We start from the raw sequence: 12,721 nt of genomic DNA, 5'->3' as shown, positions 1-12,721 counted from the left end.
ATCCCGGCTCAGGGCGCTTGGCGAACCATAGGGCGCTTGACGACAATTACCGGCTGGTCGGTTGGCCCGGGAGATTATTCTCCGCGACCGCAGCCCATATCGACCCGCTAGGGTCTATGGCACCTGTCGTTCATACGCGCCGCCACCGCTTCTTCATATCCTCACCAGAGTAGGTAGTGTCATGATCATTGTCAGTGATGTACCGTCAACTACTAACTGGCCGAATAAGGGATGATGGACGCTCATCACGATACGACAAGGTGCGGCAATGGCAAGGGTGGTTTATCAATGGGAGTGAGGAGCCGCGCGTTGCTGGACTTGAGTTCGCCGTAGTGCCGCGCGCACAATCAACATCGGATCTGCGGAGCATGCGCGTGCCGGCTGCTTAATTAGACCAGCGCCCTACGCTGGCTGTGGCCTAGGCAACTTGTCAAACGGAACGCTTGCGCCCGTTACTCGACCTATTCTTTGTCTTCTGGACTTGAGGTTTGTTATAATGACTCCGAACAACTGGACATCAAGCCAACTGCACGACCGCGTAGCAAACGCCTTGCGGAGGAGCGAGGTGCTGGAGGCCGCATATGAAACCACAACAGTGGGACAGCTTGTTTCGATGCGGGCGCGAACACATGCGTCCACAACTGCGGTCGACATCTTCGAGCGCAGCGAACGCGCAACGTACTCCGAGATGGATCGGAGGTCCAACCGCTATGCACATGCGCTGCGCGCATTCGGAGTGCGCAAGGGCGATCGCGTTGGGGTAATGCTACCCAATCGCATCGAATGGCTGAGCTTGTGGTTCGCAGTTGCAAAGCTCGGTGCGGTGATGGTCCCTATTAACGTGTGCTACACGCCAAGGGAGGTCGAATACATTATCAGCGATGCGCAGGCCAAATTCGCTATAGTCGACGAATGTGCTTGGTCAGTGTTCTGCGCAATGGATCCTTGGCCGCAAGAACTTGCCAAGGAGCGAGTAATTCTTGTAGGGCAGCCTTTCGGCGGGACAGCTATCACGCTCCATCAATTATTCAAGAGCGTCGACGATTCGCCGGTGGACGAGGATGTCCGCCCCGAGGACCTGCTGACGATCCAATATACTTCGGGAACGACGGGCTTTCCGAAGGGCTGCATGTTGACGCACGACTATTGGGGGGTCGCCTCCTACGTATCTGCCTATCTTCTCCCGGTCAAAAGGTATCTGAGTTGGGCATCCTTCTCCTATATCAGTTGGCCATTGATTCTTCTGAACTCATATGGACAAGGCGGAACGGTATACGTCGCTCAGCAAATAGACGCATCGCAATTTATGGATTGGGTGAAGAACTTTCGGATCGAGTGGTGTCCGTTGCCGAGGCTCATAGCAGAACGCGACGATAACGTACCGACGAACCTGAAGCGGGTGTGGCAGTACGACGGCTGGAGTGCTCAGACGGTCCGCCGATATCGCGAACAGTTTGCTGTGCGCGCCAACAACACCTATGGGTCGACGGAAATCGGACTTGGCACGCAAATGCCTCCTAATGTCGCAGAGATGAATGAGGTCGGTTCGGTGGGATTTCGCTCCCCTTTTCGCGAGCTGCGCTTGGTAAACGATGACGGCGTCCCTACACGAGTAGGCGAAACTGGCGAGCTCTGGGTGAAGGGGCGCGGCATCTTCAGGGGCTATTGGAACAGGCCAGACGCAAATGCGGATTGCTTCGAAGGGGAATGGTTCAAAACTGGGGATCTGTTGCGCCACGACGAACTCGGCTTTTATTGGTTCGTAGGACGTAGGAAAGACATGATCCGTCGCTTTAGTCAGAATATCGCTGCGTGCGAGGTGGAGGCGATCATCCGCGAGATTCCTGAGATCGCGGATGTGGCCGCGGTGCCTGTTCGCGATGATAAATGGGGCGAGGAGGTCAAGATTTACGTCGAACTGAAAAAAGGACTCACGCGAGCCGACCTGCAAGTGGAGCGCATTCTCGATCATGCTCGGGCGCGCCTTGCTGTATTCAAGGTGCCACGGTACATCGCCTTTACTCCGACGCTTCCGAGAACGGTCACGAGCAATAAGGTGCTCAAACGTGAGCTGATGGCCGACCGCAATCCATTATCGGACACTTACGACGCTGAGGAGAACCGCTGGCGCTGAAGCGGCTGTTTTGGTCCAGGTTTGCGTACCCGCGCAGGTAGTTCGATAGTTCAGCGGGTCGGCCGTGGCATCTCTTGCCGCCATTAGCCCTGGATTTTCCGTCTTCGGTTCGGGTTGCAAGCTTTTTGCGGTCGAGATCTCGGAAGCTTCATTTTGACTTTCAGGCGTCGCTTCGAATCGAGACTCGTAATTCTATCACGACATCGGAAAGGCCGAGCGACTAAGCGAACGAGGATCAGGCTGATGTTCGGCGCTCACGGTTGGACGCGATCATCGACATGACCTCGGCGATCCGACCAAATACGTGACCCAGCCCGGTGGCCGATATGGTGGATGACCTTGAGAGCAGGGCAGATGAAGAGATACGGAGCGTCACCTATTCCTCAGCGAATGCGGCCCGCTTTCCGCTACTCACGAAAATGGGTGTGTGACATATGAGCGCCGATGCCGATCATAAGGATCCCCCCGATTCCCACAACACAGTTGCTGAGCTAAAAAGGCATTGTGCGCGATTTCAACGGTGGCACAGCCCGGCCGATTGTCGATAACAATCGGTTTCTCATTGGGCTTGCCTGCACCGCGAGGCCTAGGGCGGGCTCGGCACCATGCGTTGCGTGCTCTGCTCGCGCCGTCGTCTTCGCGGGCTGAAACCTTCGAGCTGGGGAGGGTAAGAACGACCCTGTTCTTGGGAAGGGTTTCCCCGGCTAATCCGCACTTTGATCGGCCAATTCCCTGGCTCTCAGGCGGTCGGTGCCGATGAGCAGTCTCACCTTCCTAGGAATTATGGGCTTGAACCGGAAAATGGAAAACTCGTGATGAAAGAAATTAGGCATAACCTAGATCTCGCTCGCGCTCTGACCGACGCGGAAGAGCGCTACTCCAGACAACACTCGCTGAGCTTCGCCTATATGGAGCGCGCATCTCAATTCATGCCGGGGGGAAATACGCGATCCGTTCTGTTCTTTAAGCCGTTTCCTTTTGTCGTAAAGACGAGCTCGGGCTGTCGAGTTCAAGATCTGGACGGCAATGATTATGTTGATTTTTTGTGTGAATACAGCGCGGGGCTGTTCGGACACTCAGAGCCGACGATCAAGGCAGCTATCCAGCATGCTATCGAAACGGGCTGGGTGCATGGCGGGCACATCGAGAACGAGGCGCGCTTGGCGGCTTCCCTGTGCTCGCGGTTCCCATCCGTCGAACGCATCCGGTTCACGAATTCGGGCACCGAAGCGAATCTTATGGCGTTGGTGACAGCCAGAGCCTTCACGAAACGTTCGCGAATTGTGGCTTTTCGCGGAGGCTATCACGGGGGAGTATTGCATTATAAATCTGGCGATTCTGCTCAAAACGCGCCTTTTCCGCTCGTACTCTGCACTTACAACGACATAGAACAGACGGTGGCTGCGATTGATCGTGAAGCGCGTGACCTTGCGGCGGTTATCGTTGAGCCGCTGCAGGGTTCGGCGGGATGCATTCCTGCGAGTCGGGAATTCCTGTCAGCAATACGCAGCGTTTGTCAACGGCATGGAGTCATTCTCATCTTTGACGAAGTGATGTGCTCTCGTCTTGCGCCAAGCGGTCTCCAAGGTGTCCTCGGAATTACGCCAGACCTCACAACACTGGGTAAGTATCTCGGGGGAGGAGCTTCGTTCGGCGCCTTTGGAGGGCGCGAGGACATCATGGCGCTCTACGATCCAAATCGCCCAGATGCCCTTGCTCATGCCGGCACATTTAATAACAATGCCATCTCCATGGCTGCGGCCGTGGCCGCGGCAACCGTGCTGACGAGCGACCGTCTTGTTCAGCTAAACGTCATGGGCGATGCATTGCGGGCTAAGCTCAACGGGATCGCGCAGGCTCGCGCACTGCCCATACAGTTCACCGGAAACGGTTCGATGATGAACATCCATTTCCGTGAGGGCGACATCCGCACAATCGCGGACACGGAGACCGAAGATCCGAATGCTAAGCCCTTCTTTCACCTAGAGATGTTAGAGAGGGGTCAATATCTGACCTGCAAGGGCATGCTCAACCTGTCCCTACCGATGTCAGCGCGTGAGCTTGAGGGGGTTGCAAGCGCATTCGAAGATTTTCTGGAGCTGAACGGGAGGTTGATCGCAGCCTCCAGCAGCCCATTGACCTAACTGCCGAGAGAGAAAAGCCCGGAAGAAATACGCAAAGTGGAGTCACTGGTCTGAGGCCGGTGCCCCCCTCTTTCGTAGAAGGCCGCTTTTGCGAACTGCCGCGGCGAAGGGCGCGTCTTCATATTCGATGCTTTTCCACCGCGCCCTAAAGAATGCGGGTGTCGCGATCCTTACCGTGATCGGCATAAGTTTCGCCTATCTGATTTCTGGCGTCGTCATCACGGAAATGTGTTCAACATTTCTGGTGTCGGCCGATTGGTGGTCGATGCGATCAACAATCGCGACTAGAGCATGATGTATTTACACGGAAACATAGCCTGAGTTTTTGAAGTAGTTGGTGCACTCCTCCTCGGACAAGAGGTCGAGGCGTTCGCTGACCTTTCGCCAGGTTGCCTCCACGTCACGAGGCTCTGCAGCTCGCATGAGGTGTTTTGAGTCTGGCGAAGACCTGCTCGATTGGATTGAGGTCAGGGCTGTAGGGCGGCAAGAAGATACGGTGGGCGCCTCTGGCGCGGATTGTTTGGCGAGCCGCCTTTCCCTTGTGGCTGCCAAGATTGTCGAGAAGGACGATCTCGCCCGGTGCGAGGGTGGGTGCCCACACCTTCTCGACGCACAGTGCGAAGAGCTCACCATTGATGGGACCATCAATCACCCAAGGCGCGCTGATCCGATCGTAACGCAGCGCCGCGATAAGGTCATGGTCTTCAATGGCCGAAGGGCGCAGCGGCCTGGAGGCGCTGCCCACAGGGGCCTGGCGCAGCGGTGCCAATTGTTTTTGATCCACGTCTCGTCGATAAAAACCAAAATCGCGACGTCGATCCAGCCTTGATGCGCTTTCCAGCGGGTCCGCTTACGGGCGACGTCGGGGCGATCCTGCTTGGCTGGTAGAACGTTTTTTTGCTGAGCCACTCGGTGTGGACAAAAGCCCACACCGCCCGCACGTCCGTCTTGATCCCGCGTGCAGCCAGCTCCTGCGTCAGCTTGCGCAAGGTGAATGGCCCGAGCGAACGCGATCGCGCAGCCAGTCGGCGTCGGCATCCGACAGAACCCGCTTCCTGTGGCCGCCGATCTGGCCAGGCGCCAGGCCGCCGGTATCACGCCTCAGGTTCTTCGGTACTGACATGAATCTGTTCTCGGCTCCGGTTGAATCCTTGTCGGTGAGCCGGTCACCGCCGTCTGGCCTTTCGCGTCTAGCAAAGCGGCATCCGCTAGTTTTTATGGGTTGCTGCCTGTTGGCGCTGTCGATCGTACTGGCGCTTGCTGCTCCGCTTTAAGCCGGCAATCCTCTGAACATGGATCCGTTCAACGGCTTCACCCGCCTTCCAGCGAGATGTGGTGAGGGAGCGATAATTTGAACGCTGACGTCTTTGCGCGAACGATGTTCGGCGTCCTAATTTCACTCTTGGTGGGACTGAGGTCGGTGGTGAGCGCCGCATTAGTCGGGCTTTTGATCGGTGTCATCGCCGGCTACAGTCGCAGCTTCGACAACATCGCCATGCGGATCGTGGACGACCTGATAGCGATCACGGCGATTCTGCTGGCCATCGTCCTTCGTTTCGCTGACGGCCGCCGGAATCGGAACCCTCATCGTCGCGATCACGGTCTCTTCGATTCAAAGTGTTACGCGGCTGGTTAGTTCAGTGGTTCTGAGTGTTCGCTCGCGCCCTTATGTGGAGGCAGCGCTCTGTGGCGGCGCGTCCCTACCGAAGGTACTGTGGTGGCACATCCTCCCGAGGGCCATTCCGCCGCTTCTGGTGCAGAGTGCCAATGTCTGCGCGTCGGCGATACTGACAGAGGCCGGGCCGAGCTTCCTTGGCGTAGGCGTGCCGACCGAGATCCCCAGTTGGGGAAACATGATCTCAAGTGCAAACCTGTATCTCGGCGTCGCACCATTCACGGTCTTCGCCCCGGAGCCTGCCTTGTCATCACGGTTCTTGCCGCAACCTGCTCGGAGATGGCTTACGCGACCTGTTTAATCCCCGCTCAAAACGTGGAGGCTGACATGCAATTGCAAGAAACCATTGGGGATGACGTTCTCCTCGATGTTCGAGGCCTGGAGACACATTTTTTCGGCCAGAAAAGCATCACCCGCGTATTGGATAACATCAGCTTCTAGTCATCTGGAACGCAAATTCGTCGCATTAGTTGTCGCTCGAATCTCTAGAGAGGAGAGTGCTAGTGGCGAATGCAGGTGTGCGAGGCCGGCCCGATCGCGCCGTTAGTGCTTAGTCCGCAGGAGCGGGCGTACTTGGAGAGGCAAGTTCGTCGTCATCGTGTAGCCCGATCGCTATCTGAGCGGTGCCGCGCGATCCTGCGATGTGCAGATTGTCTGCCAAGCAAGTCTGTGGCTGCCGAACTTGGCATCCATGAACACACCGTTGGCAAGTGGCGCCGCCGATTCTTGAAGGATCGCTGTGATGGCCTGCTTGACGAAGCCCGCCCTGGCCGCCCTCGAACCATCGACGACGATCAGGTTGCTGAGGTAATCGAGCGGACATTGCGTACGACACCGCCCGACGCGACGCACTGGTCGATCCGCTCGATGGCTGCGGAAACCGGCTTTTCTCACACCACGATCCGCCGAATGTGGATGGCGTTCGGCTTGCAGCCGCACCGCAGCCAGACATTTAAACTGTCGAGCGATCCGCTATTCGTCGATAAGGTGCGCGATATTGTCGGGCTTTACCTGTCCCCACCGAACCGAGCCGTTGTCCTCAGCGTCGATGAGAAAAGCCAGATCCAGGCACTCGATCGCGAGCAGCCGGTCTTGCCGATGATGCCTGGGGTGCCGGAACGTCGCACGCACAGCTATGTGCGACATGGTACGACCACGCTGTTTGCCGCGCTCGACATCGCGTCCGGCTTTGTCATTGGCAAATGCTACAAACGCCATCGGGCGGTCGAGTTCTTGAAGTTCCTCAAAGAGATCGACGCTCAAATCCCTGAGGGGCTCGCTGTCCATATCGTCATGGACAACTACGCCACCCACAAGACACCCAAGATCAAAGCGTGGCTCGCTCGCCGGCCGCACTATTATGTCCACTTCACGCCGACTTCCGCGTCATGGATCAATCAGATCGAGCGCTGGTTCGCTGAACTCACCAGAAAGCAGATCCAGCGAGGTGTTCACACCTCCGTCAGGCAGCTCGAGGCCGACATCCGTACCTTCATCGAACTGCACAACAACAACCCGAAGCCCTTCAAATGGACCAAGTCCGCAGACCAGATCTTGGCTTCCGTCAAACGCTTCTGCCACAAAGCCCAGCAGACTTTATGTGGCGAACTTTAGATTCACCTGACTAGGTCAACGTGGCGAAACGCTCGGCGTTGTAGGTGAATCCGGATGCTGGAGAGCGTCACGGCCCTTTCCATTCTTCGCCTGCTGCCGAAGCTAAACGCGAAGACCATCAGCGGCGAGATCAGCTTTCACGGACGCGACCTGCTGAAACTCGCAAGCAAAGGGGCGACAGGTCCGCGGGAAGGGGATCGCGTTGGTCGCCAAATCGCCGTGACAGTGCGGATCCACGCCAAAGCCTCCCGATCAGATGCGATGGCAAAAGCTCAAGAGATGCTCCGGCTCGTCAGCATCGCGGATCCCGAGCGTCGCGTAATCAACTATCCGCACGAAATTCCGGCGGTATGCGCCTGCATGTCATGATCGCTATGGCTCTCGCCTGCTCACAGGAACTATGGATTGCCGACGAGCCAACGACCGCGGACCCTAGTTCACGCATGAGCGGTCCTCTGCTGAAAGTCGAGAACCTGACCAAGCATTATCCGCTCGGTATAGGATACTCGAAGACAACCAACCCGCTGAGCCGGGCCGTGGACAAATATCCTTGTCTGGCAAGGCCCGGGAGACGCTTTGCATTGTCGGCGAAACTGGCTGTGGCAAGTCCGCCGTGGCGCGGCTCTTCATGCGGCTCGTAGAGCCGACAGCCGGACGTGTGCTGATCGAGGGAGCCGATGTTGCCGGTCTCAAGAAACTCGCGGTACGAGATTGGCGCCGGCGGATGTAGATGGTCTATCAGGATCCTTACTCGGCGCTGAATCCGCGTCTCACGGCTGGACAGGTTATTACTGAGCCCGCAGAGAACTTCGATCGGCTCAGCCGCAAGCAGCGCCAAGCCCTTGCTGTGGACCTCCTGCGAAAGCCTGGTATGTCGCCGGAGATGATGCACAGGCTTCCGTCCGAGTTGTCGGGTGGTCTGCGCCAGCGGCTCGGCATAGCGCGGGCACTTTCGCTACAGCCCTCGCTCATCATCGCCGAAGAGGCAGTTCCAGCCCTTGACGTCTCTGTGCAGGCACAGATTCTGAACCTTCTCATGGATATGCAACAGCAGATGGGCATTGCCTTCATCTTCATCTCACATGGCCTTCGCGTCGTGGAGCATATCGGTCATCGCGTCGCGGTCATGTACTTGGGGCGCATCGTGGAACTCGCCCCATGCGAGGCGTTGTTCGCAAAGCCGGTCCAAGGCACTCATCGCGGCCGCCCCAGTGCCGGGCCCGACACCGGGGTTCGGCTGAAGGCGCCAGTTGAGGGCGAGGTGCCAAGCCCCATCAACCGCCGAAAGGGTGCGCGTTTCACCCGCGCTGCCCGCTTGCGGTTGAGCGCTGCCGGATCAAAGTGCCGCCTTTGGTGCCGGTGGCTGACGGGCGCGCCGTAGGCTGTCATGCGCGCGCCCCAACTATGGACATTCCGGCCGAGCCGGCTACCGCGGCCAATTCTTTGCTCGCTCCTGTGGCACAGCCACAGACGTTTTGACCGGATCGCATATCTTGTGCACACCGCCGACACGAAGATCGGACGTCGGCACATGAACCTGAAAAGTGACGGGAGGATAGAACAGGACCCGATCGTGACACAGCTTCCAACCGCGCGCGCCTGGATCCCCGTCAAGCGGATAACCGCTTTATCGCGTTTCCCATCCCTTTTGGGCCCGTGGTCAACGAACTGCAACTGGAGAGAGGATGTCGTAATCAGCCACACAGACGCATCCCCGCCAAATCAGTCAACCCCGCGATCAAGAACTTCCATTGGCTCGATCTCGTGAGGGGGGTTTTGAGGCCGACGATCACGGGGCGGAGACGGCGCGGGGCGGCTTCAACCGATTGAGGACGAGTAGGGTTCCTGGCCACCTACATGAATATGATCATAATCCCGCAGGACCTCGAGCCGCTCGAGCGCAGCCGGGCGCGCTCGATCATCGCCAACGCCGGATGCAAGGTCGGATTCAACGTCAAGGATATCCAGACCACGTGAATGCTCGCGGACAGTATCGATTACACAACGATTCTCAGCCACTCGTCCAGCCACTCACAGGGGGCGACCTTTGACCCCATCACCTCAGTCAGGGCGTGAGCGAGGCAGCGCGCTATCTCGTCGATCCCGCGGAGATGATGCAGCTTCCCTACCGTCACGCCGTGATCCTGATGCCGCGTCTGCCGTATCCGATCCTGGCCGCAAGGTGCGGTTCTGGCTCGAACGGCGCTGGCGCACCCTGTGGGACCGCTGGCGCATCGAGCTGCCGCACGCGGTGTTGCTGCCCGCCGTCTGGACGAGGTCGCGGGCTAAGGCTTCCTTCAAATGCCGCTCCCTGAATGCCGACTGCCGCGCCAACCGCTCGCCCAAGATGATCTGCCAGATCGAGATACATGTGCTTATCCGCTTGAGATGGCGGTCAGGGTTTTCGGTGGGCCGCGAACAGGCGGCCAAGGGCAGCGACACTGGCTGCTGTACTCGCTTCTTCAGTGTCGCGGCCGGTACCTTGCGGGTCTTCTGCGCGCGAAGCTCGCGAACGAAGGCCTTCTGCCAAGTATTCAACCGAAGGCGGCCGCGCGGCGTTCTTATGCAATATCCCGATCTCCGAACCATAGTCGCCGTCACCTGGAGAAATGTGGAAGCCCATTCTCACGGAAAGTTCGTCGGTACGAGTGGAATCTTTTGAGTACTGCACGAATCTACTTACGCCTGAGCGATCTCGCCAACATGTAAGTATCGAATGCTGCGAGATGTGCTTCGCTCGCTTCCAACGCCACAAGCGCGCGGCTGCCTTGCCTGGCCGCGATAAGCTCTATGAGACACTCCGCCGCTGCGAATACGGGTGTCATTGAGTGAAAGAACGAAGGTGTTTCAGTCCGAACACAAATCACAACATCGGAAAGCTTGGCGACCGGAGATAGCTCGCTATCGGTCACCGCGACTAGCTTTGCACCGCGCGAAACCGCGAACTCGGAGGCCTGCACCGTATAGCGGGTGTATGGGCTAACTGTAACCGCCAGTAGAACGTCTCCTGGACTTACCAACCTAAGCGCATCATTGGATGTGCCGCCTATTCCCCCGATCATAATCGTGGGGGAGCCCAGCAACGAGCAGGCATAATGGATTAGATATGCTGCAGGAAAACTTGAGCGGAGGCCAAGACAAAAGATGTTTCGCGCCTCAGCCATGACATCCACGGCAGCGCCCAACGCTGCAATCGCGGAGGGCTGCGCAAGGTATTTCAGATGACTATGCAAAGCATCGATTGTATCACCGATGACGGCGGCATCGCCTTCGGCCTCTCGTCTTACCGGCAGCTCCTCTGCGCGCTCGGCGAAACTTTCTGGCCCTTCTCTAACATTGTCCGCGAATATCTCCTTCAATCCATCGAAACCATCGAATCCGAGGCGCTGCGCAAACCGTGTTAGCGTCGCCGGAGATACGCCTGCTTGGCGCGCCTGCTCCCGCATCGAAAGCAATGCGACCTCCGTCGGATGATCGTGCAGCCAACGTGCCGCAACTTTCATTTGCCGCGGCATCCGCTCGTAGCTGCCCTTGATGGCGCCTGCGATGGGACAAGCCATTGCGACATACCTCCCGCTGTTGAGCCGAGAGACGCTGAGCATACGCGCGTCTTCGCCTGAGCGTACAGCTTTTCGCTCGCCGACTTTGAGTGACTTAATCGTTCTTTTCACGACAAGTATAAGGAGGTTGAGAACATTATCACGGTCTGACGACCGGCTTACCCAAGAGCCAAATTGTACCGCTGTTGGACCACCACCAGGATTGTCTGAGCGGGAACGCGCTCGCCAGCATTATAATTCCGCATGCGCAGAGTCCGCCCAACGGTAGAGATCGGAACAATCTGGCCACAATTACGCATGCCGGCCTTTGGGTTGCCGACTCCGAAATACCGCCTCTGGGCGACATCCAGGACGCGATTGATCATTCCCGAGAAGGTGTATCCTGCGGTCGTCGCAGCCAAGAAATAAGAGGCCCCCATGTTAAGTGGCGGTTCGGGGTTGATCTCTAGGACAAAGGCCTGGCCAGAGCGATCAATCCGCAGGTCGACGCGGGCGTAGTCTCGGCACATGCATGCACGAAACGTCGCAACAGAAATATCCCGCAGCTTCGTCTCAAGTGCATTTCCAACTTTTGTCGGACACATCTTCGGCGGCTCCGCGCCCGCGATATGCCGCTTGTCTTCCCAAGTGATAAAACCTGTTTTTCGATCGCCGAAATCATGCTCCACCAGGGGCAATCCCTCAATTTCTTCGTTTCCCAGCAGGCGGCACAGAGTTCCCGCCCTTCGGATTTCGCTCGCCATATTGAAGACCAATCCGGTGCGAGGGGCTTGCGAATCGGGTGGCATGAACCACTCATGGGTAGCGAGTAGTCCTTTATCACCCTCGCACAGCTGCGTTGTGTGGCCGCCCTCTTGCAGCGCCGCCACGATGGTTTCAGCTATCATTCTTCCGACCGAGACGCGGCGGTATTCCCCCGGAGGGGAGGGGTTGAACCGGTTCATCCCGCCAGTATAGTCATTGTTCCACGCGACGGTTACTCTCATGAGTATTTAACGTTTACCCGCTGCGCTGTCAGTTGTTCGCTCGATTCGAATGAACAGTTCGTCTGGCTCCTCCGCGCCGGCTGGCTTAGCAGACGAAGCCGCGAGCGGGTTTGCTCGCTTCAATAAAGGAAATCGAGATGCCCGGACCGCGTCCAAGCAATTGGGATGCCAACAACGCTAGCTGTGAGCGAGAATGGAACGCCATGTGTTTCGCTCCGCGCTAGCGGAACTCCCTACATTTTGCAATGACGGATTCCGAACAACGACGGATCGTGTCCTGTGGTGTGGTGTAGCTGGCGGCGGGCCACCGCCTTCGCCGGCATGGGCCGGATGGTCAGGGGCGATCGCCGGGAAGCCGACGGCAGGATTATCGCTCAACGGGGCGATCGTTTCCAGTGTCATGAAGCGGCCGCGCTACAGGGTTGGGGCAGCCTGGCTTGCCGACGCGGCTCGTGGCCGGCCTGTTCATTCTGAAGCACACGCACAACTTGTCAGATGAGGTGCTGTGCGCCCGCTGGATCGAGAACCCCTACTACCAATACTTCTGCGGCGAATTGAGCTTCTGCCACCGTCTGCCGTTCGATCGATCGTCGATGACCCGTTGGCGC

At 57.8% G+C, this 12,721-nt stretch carries 6 protein-coding genes and 6 pseudogenes; 8 read left to right on the top strand and 4 right to left on the bottom strand.

Annotation, left to right across the window (positions count from 1 at the left end):
- Window positions 1-565 precede the first annotated feature (565 nt).
- From OWC48_RS43135 to OWC48_RS43125, 3 genes and pseudogenes are all read left to right on the top strand, one after another.
- Window positions 566-2,134, top strand: coding sequence for a class I adenylate-forming enzyme family protein (locus tag OWC48_RS43135; protein WP_282525467.1), 1,569 nt, complete (start codon window positions 566-568; stop codon window positions 2,132-2,134).
- Between the two features lie 716 nt (window positions 2,135-2,850).
- Complete coding sequence (locus OWC48_RS43130; RefSeq protein WP_282525466.1) at window positions 2,851-4,278, top strand: aspartate aminotransferase family protein; 1,428 nt, start codon at window positions 2,851-2,853, stop codon at window positions 4,276-4,278.
- Between the two features lie 88 nt (window positions 4,279-4,366).
- A pseudogene (locus tag OWC48_RS43125) lies at window positions 4,367-4,563 on the top strand (ABC transporter permease subunit); the annotation flags it as partial.
- A 115-nt stretch (window positions 4,564-4,678) separates the two neighbouring features.
- Here the strand turns inward: OWC48_RS43125 and OWC48_RS43120 are convergent.
- Both OWC48_RS43120 and OWC48_RS43115 read right to left on the bottom strand, forming a co-directional pair.
- A complete protein-coding gene (locus OWC48_RS43120; protein ID WP_282525465.1) occupies window positions 4,679-5,062 on the bottom strand; it encodes a transposase in 384 nt (127 codons plus the stop codon).
- A gap of 192 nt (window positions 5,063-5,254) precedes the next feature.
- Window positions 5,255-5,401: a hypothetical protein gene (locus OWC48_RS43115; protein ID WP_282525464.1), complete on the bottom strand. Its 147-nt coding sequence runs from the start codon at window positions 5,399-5,401 to the stop codon at window positions 5,255-5,257.
- A gap of 169 nt (window positions 5,402-5,570) precedes the next feature.
- On the opposite strand from OWC48_RS43115, the pseudogene OWC48_RS47595 reads away from it, so the two are divergent.
- The 4 pseudogenes from OWC48_RS47595 to OWC48_RS43090 all read left to right on the top strand — a co-directional run bounded on the left by OWC48_RS47595 (window position 5,571) and on the right by OWC48_RS43090 (window position 9,046).
- A pseudogene (locus tag OWC48_RS47595) lies at window positions 5,571-6,279 on the top strand (ABC transporter permease).
- A gap of 177 nt (window positions 6,280-6,456) precedes the next feature.
- Window positions 6,457-7,567, top strand: a pseudogene (locus tag OWC48_RS43100) (IS630 family transposase).
- Between the two features lie 16 nt (window positions 7,568-7,583).
- Window positions 7,584-7,995 (top strand): annotated as a pseudogene (locus OWC48_RS43095) (ATP-binding cassette domain-containing protein); the annotation flags it as partial.
- A 15-nt stretch (window positions 7,996-8,010) separates the two neighbouring features.
- Window positions 8,011-9,046 (top strand): annotated as a pseudogene (locus OWC48_RS43090) (ABC transporter ATP-binding protein).
- 1,196 nt (window positions 9,047-10,242) lie between these two features.
- Here the strand turns inward: OWC48_RS43090 and OWC48_RS43080 are convergent.
- Window positions 10,243-11,127, bottom strand: a complete 885-nt coding sequence (locus tag OWC48_RS43080) for a MurR/RpiR family transcriptional regulator (RefSeq protein WP_282525461.1) — start codon at window positions 11,125-11,127, stop codon at window positions 10,243-10,245.
- Window positions 11,128-11,285: 158 nt separating this feature from the next.
- Complete coding sequence (locus OWC48_RS43075) at window positions 11,286-12,014, bottom strand: hypothetical protein (RefSeq protein WP_282525460.1); 729 nt, start codon at window positions 12,012-12,014, stop codon at window positions 11,286-11,288.
- Window positions 12,015-12,532: 518 nt separating this feature from the next.
- Here OWC48_RS43075 and OWC48_RS43070 point away from each other — a divergent pair.
- A pseudogene (locus OWC48_RS43070) lies at window positions 12,533-12,721 on the top strand (transposase); the annotation flags it as partial.

Source organism: Bradyrhizobium sp. Arg816 (assembly GCF_029989365.1).
Classification (GTDB): domain Bacteria; phylum Pseudomonadota; class Alphaproteobacteria; order Rhizobiales; family Xanthobacteraceae; genus Bradyrhizobium.
This window is presented reverse-complemented; position numbering and strand designations above follow the sequence as displayed.

Bases quoted from the DNA above. Each gene is read 5' to 3' on its own strand.
- OWC48_RS43075 (WP_282525460.1), bottom strand. From the start codon at position 12,014: ATGATAGCTGAAACCATCGTGGCGGCGCTGCAAGAGGGCGGCCACACA.
- OWC48_RS43080 (WP_282525461.1), bottom strand. From the start codon at position 11,127: ATGGCTTGTCCCATCGCAGGCGCCATCAAGGGCAGCTACGAGCGGATG.
- OWC48_RS43115 (WP_282525464.1), bottom strand. From the start codon at position 5,401: ATGTCAGTACCGAAGAACCTGAGGCGTGATACCGGCGGCCTGGCGCCT.